Source organism: Mesorhizobium sp. RIZ17 (assembly GCF_051127865.1).
Lineage (GTDB): Bacteria > Pseudomonadota > Alphaproteobacteria > Rhizobiales > Rhizobiaceae > Mesorhizobium > Mesorhizobium humile.
The window spans coordinates 5,517,791-5,542,760 of record NZ_CP147861.1; the positions used below are offsets into that span (position 1 = coordinate 5,517,791).

Consider the following 24,970-nt stretch of genomic DNA (forward strand, 5'->3'; position numbering starts at 1 on the left):
AATTCCTCCGATCCACCCAAATCCCATCGGTGACGTAACCATAGTCGAATATTCGAAATAAAGTGTGACGATTTAGCCGCACTGCCTACAAAATCCGCACGATGCACATAACACTTGGTACAACAGTACTCACTAATATAATAGGTGGGACGCGTCTCGACTCGGCGCAAAAATTAAGAAGTAGCCGAGCTTCTACATTTGCCGCGCGATTGCGCCTATCACATTGACGAGAAGCCGCGCCGCGGTCAGCGCCGACAGGTTGTCGATGTCGGAGGGAGGATAGAGTTCGACGAGGTCGAACCCTGCGATCCTGGCTCGCTTGCCGAGGCCCACGATCAGGTCGATCGCCTGCGTGTAGGTGAGACCGCCAGGCGTGCGGGCGGCCACGCCCGGCATGATCGAGGGATCGAGACTATCGCAGTCGAGGGTGACGACGACATGCGCGCCTTCCGGAATGTGGCGCAAAGCGGCTTCGACGCCGTGGGCATGAACCTCGCGGGCCGTGACGAAGCGGCTGCCGAAGCGCCGCGCCGCTTCGATGTCCGCGAGACGCGCGCTGCCGACGCTGCGCAGGCCGACCTGCACCATGCCGGCGACATGCGGCATCTCACTCGCCCGGCGCATCGGGCTCGAATAGCCGTAGCGTTCGCCACGCACCTCGTCGCGCCAGTCGATATGGGCGTCGATCTGCAGAACCCAGACCGGCCTGTGATCGGCAAAGCCGGCGAGGAAAGGGATGGTGGCCGAACAGTCGCTGCCAAGCAGGATCGGTACGGCCGGCATGGACAGCACCTCCCGCGTCTTTGCCTCGATCCGGCTCCTGTTGCCGGCATTGTCATTGATGGCGGTCGCGACGTTGCCAACATCGACGCAGCAGACCGGCCGGCCGGCGAACAGCGGACCGCCTAGATCGAAATCCCAATGCTCGACCAGCGGGGCATCCTCCTGGCTCGCCCCGCGGATGGCGTCGGCTGCCGAGACATCGCCACCACTGTGCTCGCCGGGATAGGCGCTGCAGTGATTGGCTCCGAAGATCACCGCCCTGGGCAAATGCCCGTCACTGAGTTGATCCGGAAGATCGAGAAAGGAAGGCGAGGCGGTCATTTTCTGGATGCCTTTGTTGTTGCGCCGCAGCGCGACGGGCAGGGTAGTTGCTTTAGCCCGGAGTTTTGCGACAATTCTCGTCTCGGCGACAAGATGGGGTGCGGCGATGAAGAGTGTTCTGATGCTTGCGGGGTGCTGGTTGCTTCTTGCCACCCTATCGCCGGCGGTGGCCGATGAGAAACTGCACGCTTCGGACAAGGCGGCGCTTGCCGAATGCCTGAAATATGTCGCCGATTTTCCCGGCGATGTCCCTGGGGTGAACGATACGCCGACGCCGGCCATCCATATCGACAACGCGATCAAGCTCGCCGGGCACGAGCCTGCCTCATGCATTAACTACGTGACAGAGCTGTGCTCCTTCGAGAGCGATGACGGCCGGTCGCAACTGGGACTGATCGATTGCGCCAACCGCGAGGTCAGTGTGTGGGAGGATCGTCTCAACACCACCTATGCGGCGCTGATGGCCAAGGCCGCGCCCAAGGCGCGTGAAGGCTATCGCAAGATGCAGCGCGCCTGGATCGCCTACCGCGATGCGCGGTGCGCGGCGGAAGGGTCCGCCGAAACCGTCAACAGCGATCGTCAGGGCAACATCATCGTCAGCTGCGCGCTTGACGCGACGGCCCGGCAGGCGCTCATCCTCGATGACGAGCTGTCGGATCTGCAGTAATCGGGCCGAGCGAGAGGTGTCGAAGGCTATTATCGTTTCCGGAGGTATGATGCCAAAATTCTCATGGCGGGCAGGGCTCATTTTCGGCCTGTGCGCAACGCCTGTCGCCCTGCTGCTGGCGCTCTTCTCCGCCGGATCAGGGCACGGCGACTGGGTGTTGGCGCGCGCGCTCTATCCGGTACCCATGCTGGTGACACTCTTGACCGACAAAACCGTCACCGGCCTCTCCGTGGGGCTGGCCCTGATACAGTTTCCTGCCTATGGCGCATTCGTTGCCCCCGGCGGCAGCATCCGATGGCTGGCGCTTGGCCTTGCCCATCTCGTCGCGGTCGCAGCTGCCTTCAGCGGACTTCTCGACTATTACTAACGCGAGGACTGTGAATACCATCGGTCCTCCCGACTTCTCACGAGCGAACGCGGATGACCGTCTTTCCGGCCCGTCGCTCAGTCGAATTGAAGGTAGCGATTGCATCTTCCAGGGACGAGACCTTGCCAATGTTGGTCCACAATCTTCCGTCCCTGATCCGCTGAACTATCTCCGAAAGCTGGGCGCGATCAGCCTCGACGACGAAGTCGATCGTCAGGCCGTCGGCAGGTCGAATATCCGTCGGTCCGACGGCAGTCACAAGCATTCCTCCGGCGCGGATCAGCGCTGCCGACCGCTTCTGGACATCGCCGCCGATGACGTCGAACACAAGATCGACGCCGCCGACGTCTTCCAGGCTGTCGTTCCCGAGGTCGACGAATTCATTTGCCCCGAAGTCGAGGGCCTTCTGGCGGTCGGCGGCGCGGCCTGTGCCGATGACATAGGCTCCCGCCTCTCGTGCAAGTTGCGTCACGACCGAACCGACGGCGCCGGCGGCGCCATGCGCAAGCACGCTCTGCCCGGCCTGAAGACGGCCATGCTGGAACAGGCCCTGCCACGCGGTCAGGCCCGAGATCGGCAGGCTCGCGCCAACCGTGAAGTCGACATCGCCGGGCAGCGGCGCGAGGTTGCGTGCCTCCATGGCGACATACTCGGCGAGTGTGCCGTCGCGATGCCAGTCCGACAGGCCGAATACCCGCTGACCGATCGAAAGCCCGGTTGTCCCATAGCCGAGGGCAGTGATCACACCGGCCAGCTCGTGGCCGAGGATCGACGGCGTCCGGTCACGGAAGGCCCGATCGGCCCAGGTCGAAGGCCACTCTAGTTCGGTGTTGACGAATCCCGCCGCATGAACCTGAACGACGACGTCGTTTATCGCGGCTTGCGGCTCGGGCCGCTCCACCAGTTTCATCCCGGCCGTTCCCGAAGCCTGCTCCGTGACAACGATTGCTTTCATCGGAATTGCCTTTTCTCTGGTCTGTCTCTTCGGTGGAAATGCTGCCCGCTGGCCGGTATGAATGGCATGCGGGTTGCGTTCATTGATGATTTCGACTGTCGCAGCACCGGATAGAAATTGCCAATAGCCGGCATGTATAGTTTCCATGCCGGTTGGTAATTGTTTCGCGCGATGGCGCTGGCTCGCTCGGAAGCGGCACAGGGAGAGCGGCGAGGGCAGAACAATGGAACTCAACCAGATTCGATATTTCCTGAACCTGGCGGACACTCTCAACTTCACCGAAGCCGCCATGCGCAGCGGGGTCTCCCAGCCCACGCTCACCCGCGCGATCCAGCGACTCGAACAAGAGCTGGGCGGAACATTGGTGTATCGCGATGGGAAAGACAGTCGACTGACAACGCTTGGCCGCGACATCCGATCCGAATTCGTTGCGATCGCGGACAGCGAACAGCGGATTCGTGCGATATCGCTGAACAGGGTTCGCGGCCGCCGCGAGACTTTGACGCTGGGCATCGTGAACACGATCGCGCCAGCGCTGATCACCGGGTTCGTCTCGCACGCGCTTCAACAGATGCCAATGCTGGAACTGATTCTCCAGCCGATCACGCGCGACGAGGGGCTGGAGCGTCTTCTTAGCGGCCAGATCGATGGCTGCTTCTGCACTGACCCAACCCTCGGAAACACAAAGATCGCCACCGTCGAAATGTTCAGCGAGCGGCTGCTGCTGGCAATGGCACAAGGGTACTGCCTGGCAAGTCGGACTTCGGTTTCGCTTTCGGACCTGTCGGAGCAACCGTACCTCGATCGGCTTCAATGCGAATTCCGCACGCGCGTGCAAAACCACCTGCATAAGCGCGCGATCGTCATGATCCCGCGGCTCCGATCCGAACGGGAGGATTTGATCCAACAGGCTGTGGCAGAGGGCGCAGGTGTCTGCATGTTGCCTGAGCGCTCGGCAATCGTGGGCGGTCTGACGCTACGTCCGGTCGATACGCTGGAGCTGTCTCGCACCGTCGCATTCCAGTCCATTTCGGGGTCGGGAACAGCATCGGCGTTGCAGCAATTCCGCATGCTGATCGAGCACCATGCGTGGACGTGAGAAAGTCGCATAAGATATATTATGGAACTGACGCATTGGCCGGAAGTGGCGGAAGCACATGGGAAAGAAGGCAATTATCCCATCAGGGATGGAACCGCTCTATCGCGACTGGAGAATGTCGCCCGGACTGGAGTGCAGTGGGTTCGTGTTTCTCACCGGGTTCAATGGAATACGGTTGGACGGCACTCTGTCAGCTGACCCCTCCGAGCAGATATGGGACGCTTTCATCCAGGTGCAGATGGTGCTCCAAGAAGGCGGGCTCACGTTCGGAGACGTTGTCGAAGTCACTTCGTATCACGTCGGGCTTCGCCATCATCTGGAGCAATTCAAGTCGATATGGGCGCAATTCGTGCGCGAACCTTACCCTGCATGGACGGCGATTGAGGTCGCGGGTTTTGCCTCCGATTCCGTGGTGATCGAGTTAAGGGTCGTGGCGCATCGCTCTGGCTGACCGCTTTCCGTCGACCGTCTCAATCTCGCTCGTAAGCGATTTCGATCATCATGCCATCATAGGCCGGTACCACATGCTCCGGCGTTTCTGCCATCACCACGGCGTAATCCAGCGGCACGTGCATGTGCGTCAGCACAGCGTTCCTGGGCGCCAGCCTTTCGATCCACTCCAGCGCCTGGCCGAGCGACAGATGGCTGGGATGCGTGCTGTACTGCAACGCGTCGATGACCAGCATGTCGAGGCCGTGCAAACGTTGCGCGGTAGCGGCCGGAAAGTCGCTGATGTCAGGGCAATAGGCGAGCCCGCCGACGCGAAAGCCCAGCGAAATGATGTCGCCATGGATCTGCGGCAGCGGCTCAAGGGTGAGGGGACCCCCCTCGCCTTCGATCACCACCGGCCTGGCGTGGTCGATAAGATGCGGCTTGACGATTGGCGGATAGGAACTGCCCGGCGGCGTCTCGAAGCAATAGCCGAACGCCTGGCGCAACCGCAGCATGGTCGGCTCGTCGGCATGGACATCGATGCGATGGCGTTGCTCAAGCACATAGCCGCGCAGATCGTCGATGCCGTGGATATGGTCGGCATGCGGATGCGTGTAGACGACCGCGTCGATGCGCTTGACGGAGGCCAACAGCATCTGCTCGCGGAAATCCGGCCCGGTGTCGATGACGACCGTGGTGCGCGCGCCGTTGCCGGCAATACGCTCGACCAGCGCGGCCGTGCGCATGCGCCGGTTCTTTGGATTCTTGGGATCGCAATTGCCCCAATCGCCGGTGATGCGTGGCGTGCCGGGCGATGAGCCGCAGCCAAGAACGGTAAAGCGCAGCCGATCGCCCATGCCTCAGCCCGCCGCTATGTCGGGACGCGGTATCTTGGTGAACAACCGAAAGAAGTTCCCGGTGGTGATATCGGCGATCTCGGTCTCGCTGACGCCAATGGTCTCGGCCAGCACCTTCGCCGTGTTCGTCACATAGGCCGGTTCGTTGCGTTTTCCCCGATACGGGATTGGCGCAAGGTAGGGCGCGTCGGTCTCGACCAACAGCCTCTCGCGCGGGACGTCGGCGGCGATGGCGCGCAGCTCGGCCGAGTTCTTGAAGGTCAGGATGCCGGAAAAGGAGACATAGCCGCCCAGCGCCACGCCGACTTCGGCCAACCTGCGTCCGGACGAAAAACAGTGCAGAATGAAGGGGAAGGCGCCCTTCCCTGTTTCGTCCTCGAGGATCGACGCCATGTCGTCGTCGGCATCGCGCGAATGGATGACCAGCGGCAGGCCGGTCCGGCGCGCGGCGGCGATATGGGTGCGAAAGCCTTGCGCCTGCGCATCGCGCGGCGCCTTGTCGTAATAGTAATCCAGCCCGGCTTCGCCGATCGCCACCACCTTTGGATGGCCGGAAAGCCGCACCAACTCGTCGGCGGTGACGTCCAGTTCTTCCGCGGCATTGTGCGGATGGGTGCCGACCGAGCAATAAACCTCGCTAAAAGCTTCAGCGATTTCAAGGATTTGCTGAAAGCGCTTCACGCGCGTCGAGATCGTGACCATACGGCCGATTCCGGCGGCGAGGGCGCGGGCGACGATAGCCGCCCGCTCCTCGGCGAAGTCCGGAAAGTCGAGATGGCAATGGCTGTCGACCAGCATCAGGCTTTGGCATCCTGCTCGACGTAACGGGGAAACACGCCCTCAGGCGCCGGCAAGGCGGTGCCAGGGACCAGCGCATGGTCGGCATGGACATGCTCGAAACTGCGCTTGTCCGCAGGCACGGCCAACAGATCGAGCAGTTTCGCAGCCGACCCGGGAACGAAGGGCTGGCAAAGCACCGTCACCCGGCGCACCACCTCCGCCGTCGTCCATAGCACGGTTTCCATGCGCTCCGGATTGGTCTTGCGCAGCGCCCACGGCTCCTGCGAAGCGAAATAGCGATCCGCTTCCGACACCACGCCAAAGATCGCCGCCAGCGCCAGGTGGATGCCCTGCTCCGCCATTGCCCTGCGCGCGACGGCAAGCGCTTCCACGGCCTGGTCGAGGATCGCCGTGTCGGCCTCGGTGAGGTCGCCACGCGCCGGCACCTTGCCGCCGCAGTTCTTGGCGATCATCGACAGCGAACGCTGCGCCAGATTGCCGAGGCCGTTGGCGAGATCCGCGTTGGTGCGGTTGACGATCGCTTCGTGGCTATAACTGCCATCCTGGCCGAACGGCACCTCGCGCAGGAAGAAATAGCGCACCTGGTCGAGACCGTAGTGTTCGACCATGGTGAACGGGTCGACGACATTGCCGACCGACTTCGACATCTTCTCGCCGCGGTTGAACAGGAAGCCGTGGGCAAAAACGCGCTTCGGCAGGGCGATCCCCGCCGACATCAGGAAGGCCGGCCAGTAGACGGCATGGAAGCGCACGATGTCCTTGCCGATGATATGCGTGGCCGGCCAGAAGCTCCATTTCTCTGACTTTGTATCGGGATAGCCGGCGGCGGTGATGTAGTTGGTCAATGCATCGACCCACACATACATCACATGCTTGTCGTCGCCGGGCACCGGCACGCCCCACTTGAAGGTGGTTCGTGAGATCGACAGATCCTTCAGGCCGGACTTGACGAAGCTGAGCACCTCGTTGCGGCGTTCCGCCGGGCCGACGAAATCCGGCTGGCTTTCATACAGCTCCAGCAACTTGTCCTGATAGGCAGACAGCCGGAAGAAATAGCTTTCCTCCTCGTTCCATTCGACCGGCGACCCAAGCGGCTCGCGGCGCACGCCATCCTCGCCAAGCGTGGTTTCGCTCTCGTCGAAATAGGCCTCCTGCCGCACCGAGTACCAGCCGCTGTAGCGATCCAGATAGATGTCGCCATTCGCGGCCATCGCCTTCCAGATCGCCTGGCAGGATGCGTAATGGCGTGGCTCGGTCGTGCGGATGAATTCGTCATTCGAGGCGCCGAGGGTCTCGGTCATCGAGCGGAAGATTGCCGAATTGCGGTCGGCAAGCGCCAAGGGCGTGATGCCTTCTTTCTCGGCCGTCTGCTGCATCTTGAGACCATGCTCGTCAGTGCCCGTGAGAAAGAACACGTCCTTGCCGTCCAGCCGCTGGAAGCGGGCCAGTGCGTCGCTGGCAATAACCGTATAGGCATGGCCGATATGCGGCTTGCCATTCGGATAAAAGATCGGAGTGGTCAGGTAGAATTTTTCGCGTGCCATGGATGAAATCGCCATGAATGTCTGAATGGGAAGTGTGGCGGTGGATATCTCATCGAGACGGCGATTGCCATCCCGAGGACAAGGACGCATTCACATTCGCATCGCAGAATTCAGGCGGTCGATCATGGTCAGGGCGTGCTGCTTCTTGTCGAGATTGTAGGTCTCTGCCTCAGATATCGTGTTCAGCGCCTCGTGCCAAGCCTCGGACAGTGTTTTGGCCCTGGCGAGATCGCCGGACAAAGCCGCCTCGCTGGCGGCGGCCGAAAGCAGGTCCAGCGCGCGGCGGTTGAAGATGTCGAACTGGATCGCCTGGTCGCGTCCGGCCACGGCTTCGGCAAGGCGATGGGCGCCGGCGATGTCAGGCTTCCTGGCCGCCACCAGCGTGTCGAGCGCGCCGGCGATCTCCAGCCCGCCATACTGGGTGAGCAGGATCGCGTTGCGGGCGCTGCCCCCTGCCCGCTCGGCAAGCGCCGCGCGCGCGGCCGGATCGTCCGGCGGCGGCGGCTCGACATTCTCCAGCACCGTCATCAGCTCGTCGGCGGCCAGCGGCGCCAGCCGCACCATCTGGCAGCGCGAGCGGATCGTCGGCAACAGGCTGCCCGGCGCGTGCACGATCAGAATGAACAATGTGCGCGCCGGCGGCTCTTCGAGATTCTTGAGCAAGGCATTGGCGGCGTTGGTGTTCATGTCGTCGGCCGGATCGACGATGACGACCCGGTAGCTGCCGTCATGCGAGGTCATCGACAGGAAGCGGCTGACCTTGCGGATCTCGTCGACGGTCAGCACCGTCTTGAAGCTCTTGGTCTTGTCGTTGGCCGGACGGGTGAGGTGCAGCACCGAAGGATGCGCGCCGGTGGCGATCTGGCGAAACAGCGAGGAGGCCGGATCGGGAACGGCAAGCATGTCGGGCGCCGTCTTGAAATCCGGATATCTCAGAAGATGGTGCGCCATGTGAAAGGCCATCGTCGCCTTGCCGATGCCTTGCGGCCCGGTGAAAATCAGCGCGTGCGGCAGCTTGCCGCCGCGGTAGGCGCTCGCAAGCATCCCGGCCGCCGTCGCGTGGCCAACCAGCCGCGCCGTTTCAGCCGGCTCGGGCACGCCGTCCAGCGTGTCATGCTGTTCCGGAGCGATGCGTTCGAAGATCATGCCGGCGCCGTCTCAATCCTTTGCGCCGGCATTCGCTCTTCCAGCGCCGTGAAGACGGCGGCGGTGACGACATTCTCCACCGTATCGGGATCGGCGGAAGCGTCGATGACGATGCAGCGCTCCGGCTCCGCCTCGGCAATGGCAAGGAAAGCCTCGCGCCGTCGCCGGTGAATGGCCAAGGTCTCCTTTTCGAAGCGATCGGCGGCGTCCCCTGCCCCGCGCCGCGCCGTGGCCCGCTTCAGGCCCTCGACCGGATCGATGTCGAAGATCAGCGTCATGTCCGGCATCATGCCGTTGATGGCCACTGCCTCCAGCGCTTTCATGAAATCAGCATCGAGGCCGCCCGTGACGCCTTGGTAGACGCGCGAGGAATCGATGAAGCGGTCGCACAGCACGATCGAGCCCCGCTCGACCGCCGGCCGGATCACCTGCTCGACATGGTCGGAGCGCGCGGCGGCGAACAGGATCGCCTCCATCTTTGGGCCGAACGGCTCGGCCGCGCCCGACAGAAGCACATGCCTTACGGCCTCGGCGCCGGGCGATCCGCCTGGTTCGCGGCTGACCAGCACTTCATATTTCTTGGCGCGCATGCGCCGCGCCAGCCGCTCGATCTGCGTCGACTTGCCTGCTCCTTCGCCGCCCTCGAAGGTGATGAAAAATCCGCTCGCCAATCGAGACTGCCTTTGCCCGTGCTGGCCGCTGTCATAGCTCCCGTCCGACAAAAGGTCCACGAACTTGCCCGATCACAAATGTTTCTGACGCAGCCAGCCGACAGCGAGTTCCTTGGCCGCGTCGAGCGCACGCTGCGGCAGCGTGCCCACTTTCACCGACTCGGCGGCATAGAGCGGCGTCTGCTGGCTCAGCGTATCGCCTATCCAAACGCGCAATTCTCCGACCGGTTGCCCCTCCTCGACCGGTGCCGATACCGGACCCTGGTAGACGATCCTGGCGGTCAGCTTGTCGCGATTGGCGATCGGCAGAAAGATGTCGACCGGACCTTTCGCTTTCAAGGCCAGGCCCGACTTGGCGCCGCCGAAAACCTGCGCTTCGCCGACCACCTCGTCCTGGGCGAATATCTCGGTCTTCTGGAATGACCGCGAGCCCCAGTCGAGCAGCTTGCGCGCCTCTTCGGAGCGTTCGCGGTCATTTGCCAGTCCGCTGAGAGCGGCGATCACCCGCGTGCCGTTGTGGCTGACGGTGCCGACCAGGCCGAAGCCCGCCTGCTCGCTGGCGCCGGCCACGAAGCCGTCGGCTTCGATGCCCATGGCGATCAGCGGATTGCGGTTTCTTTGCGCGATTTTGTTCCAGGTGAAGTCCGGCTGGCTGTAATAGTGGAAGAATTCCGGATAGTCGCGCCACAGATGCAGCGCCAGCATCGTCAACTCCCGCACCGTCGTCTGCTGGCCGTCAGCCGGCAGGCCGGTTGAATTGACGAAGCTCGATTTCTGAAGACCGATCTGGCGGGCGCGATCGGTCATCTGCGCGGCGAAATTCGCTTCCGAGCCGGCCATGCCCTCGGCGAGCACGATACAGCCGTCATTGGCGGCCTGCACGGTGACGCCCTGGATCAGATCCCCGACGCGGACCTCGGATTTGAGCTTGGCGAACATGGTCGAGGTTCCGGACGGCGCGCCGCCGGTGCGCCAGGCGTTTTCGCTGACGACGAAAGTATCGTCGAGCGTGATGCGCTTCGACTTGATGGCGTTGAAGACCATTTCCATCGTCATCAGCTTGGCCATCGAGGCCGGCGGGATCGGCTTGTCGGGATCCTTGGCGAAGAGCACGGTGCCGGTGTCGGCATCGATCATGAACGCCTGCGTCGCCTTGGTCTCGAAAAGCTGCGCGCTTGCCGGGACCGCGCAAAGCAGCGCCAGCACCAATCCCAGAAGGCTGGTGAAAGGCGGAAAAATGCGCAGTTGCATGAAATGTCGACCCAATCTGAGCAACACCGGAGACGTTGAACGGTTTTCGCCCGGAATTGCGCAAAGACTACCCCGCGGCCAAGCTATCAGGGTTTTTTCGGCCGGATCAACGGGCAGCGCGAATTTGATCAGTTACGCACAACCAGCGCGTCCGGCGCGCCATGCGACCAGGCCGCCTGAAGCAGGTCGTCGACGCTACCATGGCCGTCCGGATAGACATTGACCGCATACCAGTCATTGCCGTCGAGTTCGGTGCGCTGGATCTCGGTCCGGCCGAATGGCTCGAGCGCCGTAGCAACGCGCTTTGCCTCCGCGGCTTCGTCGAAGGAACCGGCGGCGACATAGTCGGATGCCGGCGCCTGTTCCTGGCGGTTCGATTTCCGCCACGACTGCAGGACATCGGCAGGCGACATGCCGCCGGCATCGAGCGCGGCAAAGACGTCGGCACGCTGCACCCGCTCATCCGCATAGGACAGCGAAGCCACGGCGAAGGGTGAGTTCGGTGGCAGGGCGAGGTCCGGCCGTACCGGCACGATCGGTCCAAAATCGGGCAGCACGACATCGCTCGCGCCCTGTGTCGAGAACGCCGCTGGTTGCACGGTCGGCTGGTCCGACAGGCCCGGCTGCGCGGCAAAAGCCTGCCCCGAATTGGTCAACTGTCCAGGGAACGGCACGGCGGCCGGCGGCACGCCTGCCGACAAGCTCGGCGACGGGCCGTTCATGGCCACCATCACGCCGGTCGGCAGACCGTCCGACGGATCCGGCCGGTTGTTGCCAGGGTGATAGGAGGCCACCAGATACTGATCGTCGTCACCGTCGAGCGGCGCGCGGCCGACATATTCGACTTTGACCCTGGCCGTGCCGACCTTGTCGTAGTCGAGCATCTGCGCCGCGCGTTCGGAGACGTCGATGATGCGGCCTTCATGGTAGGGACCGCGATCGTTGACGCGCACGATCACCGAGCTGCCGGTCTCCAGATTGGTGACGCGGGCATAGCTCGGCAGCGGCATCGTCGGGTGCGCCGCGGTAAGATGCGTCATGTCGTAGACTTCGCCATTGGCGGTCAAACGGCCATGGAAGGCGTCACCATACCAGGACGCCAGCCCGACCTTGGTGAAGCCCTTCTTATCTTCCTTCGGATAATACCACTTGCCGCGCACCTGGTAGGGCTTGCCGAGCTGGTCTCGACCGCCGCCCCGCCGCATGAACTGCACGCGCGGGCTCGCCTTCACACCATATTCGGACTCGGCGAAATATTCCTTGGAGCGAGCCTTCTTGTAGACCATGCCCTTCGGTTCGGGCTGCGAGGCGCAGGCAGCCAAAATGAGGCCCGAAAGGGCGCACAGAGCGAAAGCAGAAGCGCGACGAAGACGCGGGCGCGCCGGAGTCTGCATGTTCTCGATTATCCCCTACCGTGCTGCCACCCGACGGGGCCAGAAGTCGCCCACCAGGCCAACACCTTGATCCCCAATCCCTTTTGCACCGGAATTGCTTATCACGATGTTAATCGATTATGGCAGCAACAGGGCGAGATTATGGCGAGAATGCCGGGCCATACCCCCGGCAAGCCGCCTGCCCCGATTCCGAGAGGCTACGCCGGCAATATCCGCACCGCCAGGAAGGATCATCGGCGAGCCAAAACCTGCAGGCGAACAGACGCTTGTCCGTTATTGTGGCAGTGCGGACGAAGCCTGCTGAGCAGTCGCGCGCGACAGCATCTCGCGCTTCGTTAGGACCGGCTTCTCGTAGTCTTTCTTCACAGCTTCCCCCTGCTTGAAATATTAGCAAGTCGACATTGGCCGACCTTGCGCCGAATTGTCAATGCAGCCGATTCGATGGAATGCCTCGCGGCTCGACGGTGGCCCGCCTGATTGCTTCTTGCGCATGATTGGCTCCTTGCGATTGACAGGTCTTTGCGCGACGCACTAGAGCATGGCGCGCAGTCCTATCGACACAGCCCCTGTGGCCAACGAGACGGAAGCGCCCTCGTGGAAATCACGATGGAGGGATGGCCGAGCGGTTTAAGGCACCGGTCTTGAAAACCGGCGTGGGCGCAAGTTCACCGTGGGTTCGAATCCCACTCCCTCCGCCAGCAAAGCGCCAAAGGCAGCGCTCATGGAAACGCGTCAAAAACAGCGCAAATTACAGCTTACAGACCAATTTCAAATCAGAGCATGAACCGATTGCTCAGGCGCTGCGACCAATGCTCTGAGATGAGAAACGTCTGGAGGCCTGTCATGCAATCGTCGATGGAAAGAACGAGCTTCGGTCGTCCGCTCGTTTTGGCAGCCGGCCTGGCCGTCATGCTCGGCGGACCAGCCGCCGCGAAAGAACTGAGCGATCCGCTTTCACCGCTCACCACAACCAAAGGCTCAGTCCTCTGCTTTGAGCGCGACTACTCCGCCGCGCATCTCGCACAGCACCCCAGGCAGACGACCAAGTCCATTTTCCTGGCCTTCGAGCAGGGCTTCGTCACCATCGTGCTGCGGCCGCGCACGGGCCCGGAAAAACGCATCTATGCGGCCTGCGACTGGCGGCAGGGTGCCGGGATCGACACTTCGGATCACAAGATGATCCCCAACTTCAACGGGCCGGCGGGATTCGACTGCATCGTGACGGAAGACGAGTCCGCCGAGGAAGCCGGCTACGGCCTGATCGACCCGGCGCAGGACGGCCAATCGCTCACGCTTTTCCTGCAGAGCCCGATCTATGTCGAGGGCAACAGCGCCGACGAGGAAAGCCACAGCATGACGCTCGGCAAGGAGGACCGGACGTTTGCGCTGACCCGAACCGACCCAAAGGCATGCGAAACTTACAAGCCGGTCTCGGAGGAGTAGCGCCAATCCGGACTAGGATGACGTTTCGTTGGGTGCCCTGGCCCGAAGGAAATTAAACTTTCCAAGGAGCGATCCGTGATGGCCAGGCAAACACAAGCCTTCGCCTTGGCAATCTTCCTGGGTTCGGCGGCCTTCGCGCACGCCGCCGACTCCGGCGACGCGGGTTGCGCCGCGGGGCCGAAGATGAAGCCTAAATCTGTCATGTGCCTGCCACGCGCCCCGCGCAACTGGATCGTCTGCAGCGGCGTCCCCAATGCCCAGGGCGAAGGATTGTGAAAGGATACGGGCGTTCCCTGCGAACAACCGCCGCCTCGCGATCCGGCGGACTATCGGCCGGTGGCCGCCATAGCTCTGCAAGCCGTCGCCGACTTTGCCGTCGAAAGCGGCGAACATCGAAGTGTTCGAGCTCCAGTTCATTTTCAGGCCCGCATTGACGGCAACCGCATCCTCGGCGGCCGAGGCGCCCTGGATGACGAAGGAGGTGCCCGGAGCCGCCTGGAAACTTGGCTTCACCGAGCGGTCCGGCTCGAACTCGTGCACCCACGCTGCGCCGCCCCATGCCTGCGCATTCACCGGATCGATGTCCCGGTCAGCCCCGCCATGCGAGGCGCGCCACGCACGCGGTCGAATGCGTCCTGGAGCGGCTGACTTTTCTGGGCATATCGCGACCCGATTGAAGGAAGACGCATGAACGCGGCACCTCACATAGACCCGAGTGTTTTCGCGAACATTGGCGATTCTGCAAGCCTAGCCACCGAGAGTTGTACGCCGGGTGCAACGATTGAAGGACCGAATTGTTTTGCGGCGCGCATTGGCGCGCCGGTCAACGGTTGGTGAAGCAGCGTTCATTTGATTTCTCAGACAAAATATGCTGCTTGTCGCGCCCATGAAAAAGCTCTGCCTGATGGTTCTGGCGTCGCTGACGCTGGTCTTGCCGGCCAAGGCGATGGACAATGCGTTGCGCGCCGGCCTGATGAAACTCGACCCGCAGACTCGCCTCGAGCAGCGGTGTGACGCCGAAGTCCTCGACCGGATCAGTCACGACGATCACAACTACAAGGCCGACCGCGTCGTGGCCTACGCCTTCGCCACGCCGCAGATGAGCGCCGATGCCATCAAGAGCTCGGGTGCGGCCTTCCGCAGCAAGGGCCAATGGTACCGGCTGAAGTTCAAATGCCAGACCGGGCCGGACCACATGGAAGTGCTGCAGTTCCGCTACAAGATCGGTGACGAAATCCCGGAATCCGACTGGGCCAAATATAATCTCTACGATTAGTTTTCCGCCCTGCCCGCCTTGCCGACGACTACCCGAAATCCTTGAGGGCTTGCGCCGCCGGCGTTGTTTTCCGGCGATGTCCAAGCCTGTGCCTTGACGCCGATGGACCATGCCTTTAGGGCCGTCTGGATAAGGGCTACGCTCATTTCAGGCAAGGATTTCTAGTCGATGGAAATATTCACTGCCGCAGGCCTTTCAGCTCTCCTCCAGGTCGTTGCAATCGATCTCGCGCTGGCCGGCGACAACGCGATTGTGATCGGCCTCGCGGCAGCCGGCCTTCCTGCGGATCAGCGCAAGCGCGCCATCCTTGTCGGCATCGCGGCGGCCACGGTCCTGCGCATAATCTTTGCCCTGATCACGCAATGGCTGCTGACCATCGGCCCGATGCTGCTGATCGCCGGCGGGCTTCTGCTTCTGTGGGTGTGCTGGAAGATGTGGCGCGAATTGCGCGTCAGCCACGACGACGAGCGCGACGCCACCGAAGCGCTGTCGAACAGCGATTACAACAAGGATGGATCGGTCTCCGGCAAGAGCAAGCGCAAGACCTTCTCGCAAGCCGCTTGGCAGATCGTCATCGCCGACGTTTCGATGTCGCTCGACAACGTGCTCGCCGTCGCCGGCGCGGCCATGAAGCACCCCACTGTGTTGATCATCGGGCTGGCCCTTTCGATCGCGCTGATGGGCTTCGCCGCATCCTTTGTCGCACGCCTTCTGCACAAGTATCGCTGGATCGCCTATATCGGCCTGCTGATCATTCTTTACGTCGCGGTGAACATGCTTCTCGGAGGCGCCGTGCAGCAGTTTCCCGACCATTTTGCCTTCCTGGCACCATGGTTCGGGCCGGGCGGCCACTGACGCTCTTTCTGGCGAGCGTCCGCGCAGCGCCTCTCGTCCTGGCCGGCTGGCAGGTTTGCTTCTGTGCCGAAGCGTGCTATTGCGCCCGCGCGAAATGGCTCAAAGCCGCGCACGTAGATCGATCTTCGGAGCCTGTGGCTCAATCCTCGATCTCGCTCTCATCTCTTGGAAAACAAAGTTTATGTCCGCCCCACGCGTCAGTTTCGTCAGTCTTGGATGCCCGAAGGCGCTCGTCGATTCCGAGCGCATCATCACGCGGCTCCGCGCCGAAGGCTATGAGATCTCACGCAAGCATGACGGCGCCGACCTCGTCGTCGTCAATACCTGCGGCTTCCTCGATTCCGCGCGCGACGAGTCGCTCAACGCCATCGGCTCCGCCCTTTCCGAAAACGGCCGCGTCATCGTCACCGGCTGCCTCGGCGCCGAGCCGGAGGTCATCCGCGAAAAGCACCCCAACGTGCTGGCGATCACCGGCCCGCAGGCCTATGAGAGCGTGATGGCGGCGGTCCACGAAGCGGCTCCGCCCAGCCATGATCCCTATGTCGACCTGTTGCCGCCGCAGGGCGTGAAGCTCACGCCGCGCCACTACGCCTATCTGAAGATTTCCGAGGGCTGCAACAACCGCTGCACCTTCTGCATCATCCCTGCATTGCGCGGCGATCTCGTCTCGCGCCCGGCCGCGGATGTGCTGCGCGAAGCCGAAAAGCTCGCCAAGGCCGGCGTCAAGGAGATCCTCGTCATCTCGCAGGATACCAGCGCCTACGGCATCGACATCAAATACCAGACATCGATGTTTGGCGATCGCGAGGTGCGGGCGAAATTCCTCGACCTCGCCGAGGAGCTCGGCAAGCTCGGCATCTGGATACGCATGCATTACGTGTATCCCTACCCGCATGTCGCCGACGTCATTCCGCTGATGGCGGAAGGAAAGGTCCTTCCCTATCTCGACATCCCCTTCCAGCACGCCTCGCCGCAGGTGCTGAAGAACATGCGGCGCCCCGCGCATGGCGAAAAGACGCTGGACCGCATCCGCGGCTGGCGCGAGGTCTGCCCCGACCTCGCCATCCGCTCGACCTTCATCGTCGGTTTCCCCGGCGAGACCGAAGATGATTTTCAGATGCTGCTCGACTGGCTGGACGAAGCCAGGATCGACCGCGCCGGCTGTTTCAAATACGAGCCGGTGAAGGGCGCCCGCTCCAACGACCTCGGGCTGGAGCAGGTGCCGCAGGAGATCAAGGAAGCGCGCTGGCACCGCTTCATGCAGCGCCAGCAGAAGATCTCGGCAGCGCAGTTGGCAAAAAAGGTCGGCAAGCGCCTGCCGGTGCTGATCGACGAGGCGCATGGCACATCGGCCAAGGGCCGCACCAAATACGACGCGCCGGAGATCGATGGCTCGGTGCACATCCAGTCGCGGCGGCCGCTGCGCGCCGGCGAGATCGTCACAGTCAAGATCGACCGCGCCGACGCCTACGATCTCTACGGTTCGGCGGTCTGACAGCCCACACGAACAAGGCAGCTTCAAAGAAAAAAGGGCGCCCCGGAGGCGCCCTTTTCCGTTTCGGTTCAGCTGCTTGCTGCTTACTGCGGCAGCTTGTCGTCGATGCCTTTGACGTAGAAATTCATGCCGAGCAGCGTACCGTCGTCGGCGACCTCGCCGTCCTTCAGCCAGGGCGAGCCGTCCTGCTTGGACACAGGGCCGGTGAAGGGGTTCCAGCCACCGGCGATCTTCTTCTCGGTCGCTTCCGCCATCGCCTTCACGTCGTCGGGCATGTTGGTGTAGGGCGCAAGCTTGACGGCGCCGTCCTTGATGCCGAGCCAGACATTGTCCGGCTTCCAGGTGCCGTCGAGAGCAGCCTGGACGCGGCTGATGTAGTACGGCCCCCACTCGTCGGTCAGCGAGGTCAGCTGCGCGTTCGGCGCGAACTTGATCATGTCGGACGACTGGCCGAAACCATGCAGCTTGCGCTCTTCGGCGACCTGCAGCGCGGCGGTCGAATCGGTGTGCTGGACGATGATGTCGGCGCCTTGGTCGAACAGCGCCTTGGCGGCGTCGGCTTCCTTGCCCGGATCGAACCAGGAATTCACCCACACGATCTTGACCTTGAAGTCGGGATTGACCGACTGCGCGCCGAGCATGAAGGAGTTGATGCCCATCACCACTTCCGGGATCGGGAAGGAGACGATGTAGCCGGCGAGGCCCTTCTTCGATTCCTTGGCCGCGATCTGGCCGAGCACATAGCGGCCTTCATAGAAGCGCGCATTGTAGATGCCGAGATTGTCGCCGGTCTTGAAGCCGGTGGCATGCTCGAACATCACCTTTGGGAACTTCTTGGCGACCTTCACTTCGGCGTCCATGAAGCCGAAGGATGTGCCGAAGATGATCTTGCACTTCTCGCGCGCCAGGCGCTCGAAAGCGCGGTCGGCGTCCGGACCTTCCGATACGTTTTCGAGATAGGCGGTCTCGACCTTGTCGCCGAGCGCCTTCTCGACCTCGAGGCGGCCCTGGTCGTGCTGGTAGGAATAGCCGAAGTCGCCGATCGGACCCGTATAGACCCAGCACGCCTTGAGCTTGTCGGCAGCTTCAGCGGTTGCCGCCAGCGACAGGGCCGCAGCCGTGGTCATCAACGCTATAAGCAGTTTTTTCATTGTGTTACCTCTCTGAGTTAAGCCTTGGAGCTTCCCGTCTTTTTGTTGTCGTCAACGATCCGGAACAAATGGCTGCCCCAACGAAGCCGGCGTGTTCATCATCGTCAGCCGCTTGTTGCGGGAGATTAGAACGAGAACCACGACGGTTGCCAGATAGGGCAGCGAAGAAAGAAACTGCGAAGGTACCGGAATGCCAAAAGCCTGTGCATGAAGCTGGCCGATCCACACCGCGCCGAAGATGTAGGCGCCGGCCAGCACCCGCCACGGACGCCAGGAAGCGAACACCACCAGCGCCAGCGCGATCCAGCCGCGGCCCGCGCTCATATTCTCCACCCATTGCGGCGTGTAGACCAGCGACAGGTGGCCGCCGGCAAGGCCTGCGCAGGCGCCACCGAACATCACGGCGAGATAGCGGTAGCGGATGACCTTGATGCCGAGCGCATGCGCCGACGTGTGGCTGTCGCCGATCGAGCGCAGCGTCAGGCCGGTGCGCGTCTTGAACAGAAACCACATCACCGCCGCGGTCAGCGCGATCGAGATATAGAAGACCGGATCCTGGCCGAAGATCAGCTTGCCCACAACCGGGATCGAGCTGATCACCGGGATGTCGAGATTTGGCAATCTCACGCCCGGCTGGCCGACGAAGCTGGTGCCGATCATGCCCGAGAGGCCAAGGCCGAGCAGCGTCAGCGACAGGCCGGTCGCCACCTGGTTGGTGGCGAGCGACAGCGTCATGACGGCGAACAGCAGCGAGAACAGCGCGCCGACGATGATCGCGGCAAGCAGGCCGATCCATGGCGACCCGGTGAGGTAGCCGGCGCCGAAGCCGCCGACGGCGCCCATGATCATCATGCCTTCGACGCCCAGATTGAGCACGCCGGAGCGCTCGACCACCAGCTCGCCGATCGCCGCGATCAGAAGCGGCGTTGCAGCGGTCGCGATGGTCAAAAGGATGTTGACGGTGATGTCCATCAGCGGGCCTCCTCGAGCTTGGGCGCTGCTTCGAGTTTCGTCGCGCCATTCGGCTTCGTCAGCGCCATGCCGATCAGGCGAATGCGGTAGTGGATGAGCGTGTCGCAGCCGAGCACGAAGAACAAAAGCATGCCCTGGAACACACGCGCCACCTTGTCGGAGATGCCGAGCGCGCTCTGCACCGCCTCACCGCCGAGATAGGTCAGCGCCAGCACCAGGCCCGCGGCGACGATGCCCAGCGGATTGAGCCTGCCGAGGAAGGCGACGATGATGGCGGTGAAGCCGTAGCCGGGCGAGATCACCGGCTGCAATTGGCCGATGGCGCCGGAAACCTCCGAGATGCCCGCAAGGCCGGCCAGTGCGCCAGACAGAAGGAAGGTGAAGAACACCATCCGGTTGAAGCCGAAGCCGGCGAAGCGGCCTGCCCTTGGGCTTGAACCCAGCACGCGGACCTCGAAACCCTTGAGCATGCGGCTCATCATCAGCCAGACCAGAACGGCGGCCACCAGGGCGAAGACGAAGCCCCAATTGGCGCGGCCGGCATCGGGCATCAGCTCGGGCAGCACAGCGGAATCGCCGAACTGGATGGTCTGCGGGAAGCCGTGGCCTTGCGGATCGCGCCACGGACCGCGCACCAGCCAGTCGAGGAAGAGCTGCGCGACATAGACCAGCATCAGGCTGGTCAGGATCTCGTTGGTGCTGAAGCGCGTCTTGAGCAGCGCCGGAATGGATGCGTAGAACGCGCCGCCGACCATGCCGAGCAGAAGCATCAGCGGGATCACCAGCGGACCTTCGAATTGCGGGAACAGCACCGGGATGATCGAGCCGAAGATTGCGCCGAATATGAATTGGCCTTCGGCGCCGATGTTCCAGATGTTGGCCTTGTAGCAGACCGACAGGCCGACCGCGATCAGGATGAGGGGCGCTGCCTTGATCGCCAGCTCGTGCAGCTGCCAGACCTGGCTGATCGGCTCGACGAAGTAGATCTCGAAGGCGTTGAGCGGATTGACGCCGAGCAAGGCGAACATGATGGCGCCGGCGATGATCGTCAGCGCGAAGGCGATGAAGGGCGACAGCATGGAGAACAGCACCGAGCGCTGCGGGCGTTTGACCAGTTCGATGCGCATCATGCCATCTCCAGGCTGTGTTCGGCGTGCCCGGGCTCGGCGCCGCCCATCAAGAGGCCGATCTTCTCGAAAGTCGCCTCGGCGATCGCCAGCGGCTTGGACAATTCGCCATTGTGCATGACGGCGATCGCGTCCGACAGTTCGAACAATTCGTCGAGGTCCTGGCTGATGACCAGCACCGCCGATCCGCTGCGCGCCAACTCGATCAGCGCCTGGCGGATATGGGCGGCGGCGCCGGCATCCACGCCCCAGGTCGGCTGGTTGACGATCATGACGCTCGGCTTGCGGTCGAGCTCGCGGCCGACGATGAATTTCTGCAGATTGCCGCCCGACAGCGCCGCCGCTTCCGGATCCGGCGCGCTCTTGCGCACGTCCATGGCGGTGATGATGCGCTGGGCGGCGCTGTAGACGGCGCCGTTCTTGACCATGCCGCCCGAGCCGACGAAGGCCTTGCCGTCGGTGGCGTGGCGCGACAGAAGCAGGTTCTCCGAAAGCTTCATGCGCGGCGCCGCGCCATGACCCAGGCGCTCTTCGGGCACGAAAGCGGCCCCCATCAGGCGGCGGCCGGTGATCGCCAGGCCTCCGGCATCCTTGCCGCGAATGCGCACGGAACCGGCATCCTGCTGCAGCACTTCGCCGGAAACGGATTCGAAGAACTCGCCCTGGCCGTTGCCGGCCACACCCGCGATGCCGATCACTTCGCCGGCGCGCACGCTGAGATTGATGTTCTTGAGTGGTATTGCGAAGGGCGTCGCCGGCTTGCGGCTGAGGTTGCGGATTTCCAGCAGTGCCGGCGCCGTTTCGATGCCTTCCGCCGGCGCGCGCACTACCGCCTTCACCTCGCTGCCCACCATCATGCGGGCAAGCGACGCGGCGGTCTCCTGGCGCGGGTTGCAATGGCCGACAACCTTGCCGTGGCGCAGCACCGTGGCGCGGTCGCAGATGCGTTTGACCTCTTCCAGCCGGTGCGAGATGTAGAGGATCGACTTGCCTTCCGAGCGCAAGCGCTCCAGCGTTTCGAACAGCTTGTCGGCCTCCTGCGGCGTCAGCACCGAGGTCGGCTCGTCGAGGATGATGAGCCGCGGTGTCTGCAAGAGGCAGCGGATAATCTCGATGCGCTGGCGTTCGCCGACCGAAAGGTCTCCGACCAGCGAATCCGGATCGAGCGGCAAGCCGTAGCTGTAGGACAGCGCCCTCGCCTTCGCGGCGATGCTGCCGATCGGCGAACCGTCATTGAGCGAAAGCGCGATGTTCTCGGCCGCGGTGAGCGCTTCGAACAGCGAGAAATGCTGGAACACCATGCCGATGCCGAGCTTCTTGGCCACGCCCGGGCTGGTGATCTTGACCGGCTTGCCGTCCCAGAAGATTTCGCCCGAGTTTGGTTCGAGCGATCCGAACAGCATCTTGACCAGCGTCGACTTGCCGGCGCCGTTCTCGCCGAGCAACGCGTGGATCTCGCCCTTTGCGATATTGAGATCGATGTGATCGCACGCAGTCAGCGTGCCGAAAATCTTGGTAAGGCCACGAACCTCGAGCAGGTTCGCCCCGTCATGATTTGCACTCACAGTGCCTCCCACCCGGTTTCCCGGATATGTTCTGTGTTCCCGAAAGCATGGTATGCGCGGCCGGCTCCCATCGGAAAGCAGCACCCTACTTGAAAGAGCTTCAAGAATTTCAGCGGAAACTCAAGGGCTAAGATAGGCCTGTAGAGAACGCAGGCAAATCCGCAGCGCTTTTCAGGCAAGCCGTGCCTTCGGGCACGGCAAGTCGCTGAAAAACAGGGCAGTCGGCTAAGGCGTGATGCCGAAAGCTCTAAGGAATGAGGACAGTCGTTCCCGTCGTCTTGCGGGCCTCGAGATCCGCTTGCGCCTTTGCCGCATCCTTCAGCGCATAGCGCTGGTTGATCTTGATCTCGACGGCGCCGCTCATGACCACGTCGAAAAGCGCTTCGGCCGACTTCACCAGATCCTCGCGGCTGGCGTTGTAGACGAACAGCGTCGGCCGGGTTGCGAAGATCGAGCCCTTCTGCGCCAGGAGCGACATCGAGAAAGGCGGGATCGGCCCGGACGACTGGCCGAAACTCACGAACATGCCCAGCGGCCGCAGGCAATCGAGCGATGCCGGGAAGGTGTCGGCGCCGACGGAATCGTAGACGACGTCGCATTTCTTCCCGGCCGTAAGCGCCGTGACGCCGGCCACGAAATCCTGCTCCTTGTAGTTGATGACGTGATCGAAGCCGTGCGCCCGCGCGAGTACGATCTTGTCGGCGGAACTCGCGGTGCCGATCACGGTCGCGCCGAGATGCTTTGCCCATTGGCCGAGGATCAGGCCGACGCCGCCGGCGGCCGCGTGGTAGAGGATCGTATCGCCGGCCTTGACCGGAAAGGTGCGGCGCAAGAGGTATTCGGCGGTCATGCCCTTCAGCATCATCGCCGCCGCTTGTTCGTCGCTGATGCCGTCCGGCACTTTGACCACACGATCGGCGGCGATCACCCGCTTCTCGCAATAGGCGCCGACATTGACGGCATAGGCGATGCGGTCGCCGGGCTTCAGCCAGTCGATGCCGGTGCCGAGCGCCAGCACGACACCCGCCGCCTCGCCGCCCGGAATCAGCGGAAAACCCCCGGGTGGCGGGTAGAGCCCGGAGCGGTAGTAGACGTCGATGAAGTTGAGGCCGATCGCGGTGTGCCGGATCAGGATCTGGCCTTCTCCCGGCTGGCCGGGATCGGCGTCTTCATAGGCCAGGACTTCGGGACCGCCATTGGCGTGGATACGGATTGCCTTGGACATCGCTCAACTCTCTGAAAGGTACGTACAAAATCCGGAAACTTGATCCCGAAACGGAGAATCGGTTTCCGGAAGGCCGTGCGCCGATGGACAGCCAGGCCAGGATGACCATTCGACCAAAAATATCCTGATCCAGGATCAGGGCTTCTTGGCGCCCAGATTGGGAAACATCTGCATGATGCCTCCGATGCAGGCGAGATAGAGGCCGGTGATCGTGATGCCGATCTTGGTGAAGTCGCTGACCTGCTCTCCCAGCACGCCGATCTTGTCATAGAAGGTGGCAAGTGCCGCCTGCGCCAGCGCCAGCGCGCCGAAGGCGCACCACAAAAGCGTCATGCCGAGATTGAGCGGTCGCAACCGCACGACGCGCACAGGATGGATGAAATTGATCGGCAGGAAGGTCAGGATGCCGGCGACCACCACGACAGCGAAAGACACCCACTGCCCGGGCTCTATGACGAAGAGCGTGAACACCACCATGTTCCAGACGACGGGAAACCCTTTGAAGAAGTTCTCCTTCGTTTTCATGCCGGTGTCGGCGTAGTAGATCGCGCTGGAGACCACGATGATGGCCGCGGACAGGAAGGACAGGTTCTCGCCCATGAAACCGCGCTGATAGAGCGCGAAGGCCGGTATGAGCACGTAAGTGACATAGTCGATGATGTTGTCGAGGAGCTCGCCCGACCATGTCGGCAGGATGTCCTTGACCTCGAGCCTCCTGGCGATCGGGCCGTCGATGCCGTCGACGAACAGCGCCAGTCCCAGCCACCAGAACATCGCCGTCCAGCGTTCCTCGCTCGCCGCAACCAGCGACAGGAAGGCAAGGAACGACCCTGATGCGGTGAGCAGATGGACGGAGAACGCGCGCGTCTGCGGCCACGTCACCTTCTTCTTCGGCAGCGGAATCCGCTCCGCGATCTTCTTGGCTGCTTTTCTGGCCGCTGTGTTCTTGCTCACGGTCCCCGCCAGTCCAGCTTGCAGATTTCGGCCGAGCGGCCCGCGAAATTCCAGTTGCGGCCGAAGGCGCGCATCTTGCTCTTGTCGGACTTCGCCACGATGATTTCAGGCGCAATCCAATATTCCGAATTGGTGATCACCGTATCCTTCTCGCGATCCTTGCCGGGAATTGGCGTCACCGCGCCGTCGATGATCTTCGGTATCTGGAAGACGCGCGTCTTGTCGCGCGTCTCGTAGGTGATCGGCACCTGCTCGACGCCGAGGAATTTCCCGACCAGGATCGACAGCAGCGATGTCGTGCCGCCGGCCTTGCCGGTGAAGATCTTGGTCAGCGCCTTCACCGCATAGACCGAAGCGCGCTTGTCGATGAACAGGCCGGCCGTCCAGTTGCCGCGGCTCATATAGCCGGGGATTTCCATGATCAGGCCGAGATTGAGGCCCGACAGGTCGACGTCGCCGAAATGGCCCGCGTCGATGCGGAACCCGGCCCAGGTCTGGCAATAGCCCTCGGTCGGCGGATGGCTACCGAGCGACAGCACGCAGGGACAGAAAACCGTGCAATTGCAAGAGAGTACCAACTCCCCTTTCATTGCCCAGCTTTGGTCGGTCATCGAATTCT

25 protein-coding genes and 1 tRNA gene are annotated in these 24,970 nt (G+C 62.7%); 9 read left to right on the forward strand and 17 right to left on the reverse strand.

Annotated elements, in window-relative coordinates:
- Nucleotides 1–192: 192 nt before the first annotated feature.
- On the reverse strand, nt 193–1,104 hold the full coding sequence (locus WDX12_RS26875) for an agmatinase (RefSeq protein ID WP_434722616.1): 912 nt from the start codon (nt 1,102–1,104) through the stop codon (nt 193–195).
- Between the two features lie 16 nt (nt 1,105–1,120).
- Here WDX12_RS26875 and WDX12_RS26880 point away from each other — a divergent pair, with 16 nt between their 5' ends.
- Together WDX12_RS26880 and WDX12_RS26885 are read left to right on the forward strand one after the other, a co-directional pair.
- Nucleotides 1,121–1,771 carry a lysozyme inhibitor LprI family protein gene (locus WDX12_RS26880; protein WP_434722617.1) on the forward strand — a complete coding sequence of 217 codons (651 nt, stop codon included), beginning with the start codon at nt 1,121–1,123 and terminating at the stop codon, nt 1,769–1,771.
- A 49-nt stretch (nt 1,772–1,820) separates the two neighbouring features.
- Complete coding sequence (locus WDX12_RS26885; RefSeq protein WP_434722618.1) at nt 1,821–2,138, forward strand: hypothetical protein; 318 nt, start codon at nt 1,821–1,823, stop codon at nt 2,136–2,138.
- Nucleotides 2,139–2,175: 37 nt separating this feature from the next.
- Here the strand turns inward: WDX12_RS26885 and WDX12_RS26890 are convergent, their stop codons facing one another.
- A complete protein-coding gene (locus WDX12_RS26890) occupies nt 2,176–3,093 on the reverse strand; it encodes an NADP-dependent oxidoreductase (RefSeq protein ID WP_434725716.1) in 918 nt (305 codons plus the stop codon).
- 223 nt (nt 3,094–3,316) lie between these two features.
- Here WDX12_RS26890 and WDX12_RS26895 point away from each other — a divergent pair, with 223 nt between their 5' ends.
- Both WDX12_RS26895 and WDX12_RS26900 read left to right on the forward strand, forming a co-directional pair.
- Nucleotides 3,317–4,192, forward strand: coding sequence for a LysR family transcriptional regulator (locus WDX12_RS26895; protein ID WP_434722619.1), 876 nt, complete (start codon nt 3,317–3,319; stop codon nt 4,190–4,192).
- A gap of 58 nt (nt 4,193–4,250) precedes the next feature.
- Entirely contained in the window at nt 4,251–4,643 is a 393-nt protein-coding gene (locus WDX12_RS26900) for a Rid family hydrolase (RefSeq protein ID WP_320295599.1), read from the forward strand.
- 19 nt (nt 4,644–4,662) lie between these two features.
- On the opposite strand, the gene WDX12_RS26905 is transcribed toward WDX12_RS26900, so the two are convergent.
- The 7 genes from WDX12_RS26905 to WDX12_RS26935 form a co-directional block, all read right to left on the reverse strand.
- Complete coding sequence (locus tag WDX12_RS26905; protein WP_434722620.1) at nt 4,663–5,481, reverse strand: MBL fold metallo-hydrolase; 819 nt, start codon at nt 5,479–5,481, stop codon at nt 4,663–4,665.
- Nucleotides 5,482–5,484: 3 nt separating this feature from the next.
- Nucleotides 5,485–6,279 (reverse strand): TatD family hydrolase, encoded by a 795-nt coding sequence (locus WDX12_RS26910; protein WP_434722621.1) that lies wholly within the window; start codon nt 6,277–6,279, stop codon nt 5,485–5,487.
- Nucleotides 6,279–7,826 carry a methionine--tRNA ligase gene (gene metG, locus WDX12_RS26915; protein WP_434722622.1) on the reverse strand — a complete coding sequence of 516 codons (1,548 nt, stop codon included), beginning with the start codon at nt 7,824–7,826 and terminating at the stop codon, nt 6,279–6,281. The genes WDX12_RS26910 and metG overlap by 1 nt, the downstream gene beginning before the upstream one ends.
- A 90-nt stretch (nt 7,827–7,916) precedes the next feature.
- On the reverse strand, nt 7,917–8,972 hold the full coding sequence (locus WDX12_RS26920; protein WP_434722623.1) for a DNA polymerase III subunit delta': 1,056 nt from the start codon (nt 8,970–8,972) through the stop codon (nt 7,917–7,919).
- Nucleotides 8,969–9,643, reverse strand: a complete 675-nt coding sequence (gene tmk / locus WDX12_RS26925) for a dTMP kinase (protein WP_320295604.1) — start codon at nt 9,641–9,643, stop codon at nt 8,969–8,971. Before tmk ends, WDX12_RS26920 begins: the two co-directional genes overlap by 4 nt.
- A gap of 72 nt (nt 9,644–9,715) precedes the next feature.
- Nucleotides 9,716–10,894 carry a D-alanyl-D-alanine carboxypeptidase family protein gene (locus WDX12_RS26930; RefSeq protein WP_434722624.1) on the reverse strand — a complete coding sequence of 393 codons (1,179 nt, stop codon included), beginning with the start codon at nt 10,892–10,894 and terminating at the stop codon, nt 9,716–9,718.
- A 128-nt stretch (nt 10,895–11,022) separates the two neighbouring features.
- The gene (locus WDX12_RS26935) at nt 11,023–12,288 is read right to left on the reverse strand and encodes a septal ring lytic transglycosylase RlpA family protein (RefSeq protein WP_434722625.1); all 1,266 of its coding nucleotides are present in this window, start codon (nt 12,286–12,288) and stop codon (nt 11,023–11,025) included.
- 608 nt (nt 12,289–12,896) lie between these two features.
- On the opposite strand from WDX12_RS26935, the gene WDX12_RS26940 reads away from it, so the two are divergent.
- Both WDX12_RS26940 and WDX12_RS26945 read left to right on the forward strand, forming a co-directional pair.
- Nucleotides 12,897–12,986, forward strand: a tRNA-Ser gene (locus tag WDX12_RS26940).
- A gap of 145 nt (nt 12,987–13,131) precedes the next feature.
- Entirely contained in the window at nt 13,132–13,731 is a 600-nt protein-coding gene (locus WDX12_RS26945) for a hypothetical protein (RefSeq protein ID WP_434722626.1), read from the forward strand.
- A 12-nt stretch (nt 13,732–13,743) separates the two neighbouring features.
- Here the strand turns inward: WDX12_RS26945 and WDX12_RS26950 are convergent, their stop codons facing one another.
- The gene (locus tag WDX12_RS26950; protein WP_434722627.1) at nt 13,744–14,304 is read right to left on the reverse strand and encodes an autotransporter domain-containing protein; all 561 of its coding nucleotides are present in this window, start codon (nt 14,302–14,304) and stop codon (nt 13,744–13,746) included.
- 295 nt (nt 14,305–14,599) lie between these two features.
- Here WDX12_RS26950 and WDX12_RS26955 point away from each other — a divergent pair, with 295 nt between their 5' ends.
- From WDX12_RS26955 to rimO, 3 genes are all read left to right on the forward strand, one after another.
- Nucleotides 14,600–15,007, forward strand: coding sequence for a DUF930 domain-containing protein (locus tag WDX12_RS26955; RefSeq protein ID WP_320295610.1), 408 nt, complete (start codon nt 14,600–14,602; stop codon nt 15,005–15,007).
- 168 nt (nt 15,008–15,175) lie between these two features.
- Nucleotides 15,176–15,862: a TerC family protein gene (locus WDX12_RS26960; RefSeq protein WP_320295611.1), complete on the forward strand. Its 687-nt coding sequence runs from the start codon at nt 15,176–15,178 to the stop codon at nt 15,860–15,862.
- A 181-nt stretch (nt 15,863–16,043) separates the two neighbouring features.
- Nucleotides 16,044–17,357 carry a 30S ribosomal protein S12 methylthiotransferase RimO gene (rimO, locus tag WDX12_RS26965; protein ID WP_434722628.1) on the forward strand — a complete coding sequence of 438 codons (1,314 nt, stop codon included), beginning with the start codon at nt 16,044–16,046 and terminating at the stop codon, nt 17,355–17,357.
- Between the two features lie 83 nt (nt 17,358–17,440).
- On the opposite strand, the gene WDX12_RS26970 is transcribed toward rimO, so the two are convergent.
- The 7 genes from WDX12_RS26970 to WDX12_RS27000 all read right to left on the reverse strand — a co-directional run bounded on the left by WDX12_RS26970 (nt 17,441) and on the right by WDX12_RS27000 (nt 24,962).
- Nucleotides 17,441–18,508: a BMP family ABC transporter substrate-binding protein gene (locus WDX12_RS26970; RefSeq protein WP_320295613.1), complete on the reverse strand. Its 1,068-nt coding sequence runs from the start codon at nt 18,506–18,508 to the stop codon at nt 17,441–17,443.
- 51 nt (nt 18,509–18,559) lie between these two features.
- The gene (locus tag WDX12_RS26975; protein WP_320295614.1) at nt 18,560–19,480 is read right to left on the reverse strand and encodes an ABC transporter permease; all 921 of its coding nucleotides are present in this window, start codon (nt 19,478–19,480) and stop codon (nt 18,560–18,562) included.
- Nucleotides 19,480–20,610, reverse strand: a complete 1,131-nt coding sequence (locus WDX12_RS26980) for an ABC transporter permease (protein ID WP_434722629.1) — start codon at nt 20,608–20,610, stop codon at nt 19,480–19,482. The genes WDX12_RS26975 and WDX12_RS26980 overlap by 1 nt, the downstream gene beginning before the upstream one ends.
- Nucleotides 20,607–22,172: an ABC transporter ATP-binding protein gene (locus tag WDX12_RS26985; RefSeq protein ID WP_434722630.1), complete on the reverse strand. Its 1,566-nt coding sequence runs from the start codon at nt 22,170–22,172 to the stop codon at nt 20,607–20,609. The genes WDX12_RS26980 and WDX12_RS26985 overlap by 4 nt, the downstream gene beginning before the upstream one ends.
- Nucleotides 22,173–22,419: 247 nt before the next feature.
- Entirely contained in the window at nt 22,420–23,397 is a 978-nt protein-coding gene (locus WDX12_RS26990) for a quinone oxidoreductase family protein (protein WP_434722631.1), read from the reverse strand.
- 135 nt (nt 23,398–23,532) lie between these two features.
- A complete protein-coding gene (pcsA, locus tag WDX12_RS26995) occupies nt 23,533–24,351 on the reverse strand; it encodes a phosphatidylcholine synthase (RefSeq protein ID WP_434722632.1) in 819 nt (272 codons plus the stop codon).
- On the reverse strand, nt 24,348–24,962 hold the full coding sequence (locus tag WDX12_RS27000) for a DUF1326 domain-containing protein (RefSeq protein ID WP_434722633.1): 615 nt from the start codon (nt 24,960–24,962) through the stop codon (nt 24,348–24,350). Before WDX12_RS27000 ends, pcsA begins: the two co-directional genes overlap by 4 nt.
- Nucleotides 24,963–24,970 lie beyond the last annotated feature (8 nt).

Coding starts and splice junctions, on each gene's coding strand:
- WDX12_RS26875 (WP_434722616.1), bottom strand. CDS start 1,104: ATGACCGCCTCGCCTTCCTTTCTCGATCTTCCGGATCAACTCAGTGAC.
- WDX12_RS26885 (WP_434722618.1), top strand. CDS start 1,821: ATGCCAAAATTCTCATGGCGGGCAGGGCTCATTTTCGGCCTGTGCGCA.
- WDX12_RS26890 (WP_434725716.1), bottom strand. CDS start 3,093: ATGAAAGCAATCGTTGTCACGGAGCAGGCTTCGGGAACGGCCGGGATG.
- WDX12_RS26895 (WP_434722619.1), top strand. CDS start 3,317: ATGGAACTCAACCAGATTCGATATTTCCTGAACCTGGCGGACACTCTC.
- WDX12_RS26900 (WP_320295599.1), top strand. CDS start 4,251: ATGGGAAAGAAGGCAATTATCCCATCAGGGATGGAACCGCTCTATCGC.
- WDX12_RS26905 (WP_434722620.1), bottom strand. CDS start 5,481: ATGGGCGATCGGCTGCGCTTTACCGTTCTTGGCTGCGGCTCATCGCCC.
- WDX12_RS26910 (WP_434722621.1), bottom strand. CDS start 6,279: ATGCTGGTCGACAGCCATTGCCATCTCGACTTTCCGGACTTCGCCGAG.
- metG (WP_434722622.1), bottom strand. CDS start 7,826: ATGGCACGCGAAAAATTCTACCTGACCACTCCGATCTTTTATCCGAAT.
- WDX12_RS26920 (WP_434722623.1), bottom strand. CDS start 8,972: ATGATCTTCGAACGCATCGCTCCGGAACAGCATGACACGCTGGACGGC.
- WDX12_RS26930 (WP_434722624.1), bottom strand. CDS start 10,894: ATGCAACTGCGCATTTTTCCGCCTTTCACCAGCCTTCTGGGATTGGTG.
- WDX12_RS26935 (WP_434722625.1), bottom strand. CDS start 12,288: ATGCAGACTCCGGCGCGCCCGCGTCTTCGTCGCGCTTCTGCTTTCGCT.
- WDX12_RS26945 (WP_434722626.1), top strand. CDS start 13,132: ATGCAATCGTCGATGGAAAGAACGAGCTTCGGTCGTCCGCTCGTTTTG.
- WDX12_RS26955 (WP_320295610.1), top strand. CDS start 14,600: ATGCTGCTTGTCGCGCCCATGAAAAAGCTCTGCCTGATGGTTCTGGCG.
- WDX12_RS26960 (WP_320295611.1), top strand. CDS start 15,176: ATGGAAATATTCACTGCCGCAGGCCTTTCAGCTCTCCTCCAGGTCGTT.
- rimO (WP_434722628.1), top strand. CDS start 16,044: ATGTCCGCCCCACGCGTCAGTTTCGTCAGTCTTGGATGCCCGAAGGCG.
- WDX12_RS26970 (WP_320295613.1), bottom strand. CDS start 18,508: ATGAAAAAACTGCTTATAGCGTTGATGACCACGGCTGCGGCCCTGTCG.
- WDX12_RS26975 (WP_320295614.1), bottom strand. CDS start 19,480: ATGGACATCACCGTCAACATCCTTTTGACCATCGCGACCGCTGCAACG.
- WDX12_RS26980 (WP_434722629.1), bottom strand. CDS start 20,610: ATGATGCGCATCGAACTGGTCAAACGCCCGCAGCGCTCGGTGCTGTTC.
- WDX12_RS26990 (WP_434722631.1), bottom strand. CDS start 23,397: ATGTCCAAGGCAATCCGTATCCACGCCAATGGCGGTCCCGAAGTCCTG.
- WDX12_RS27000 (WP_434722633.1), bottom strand. CDS start 24,962: ATGACCGACCAAAGCTGGGCAATGAAAGGGGAGTTGGTACTCTCTTGC.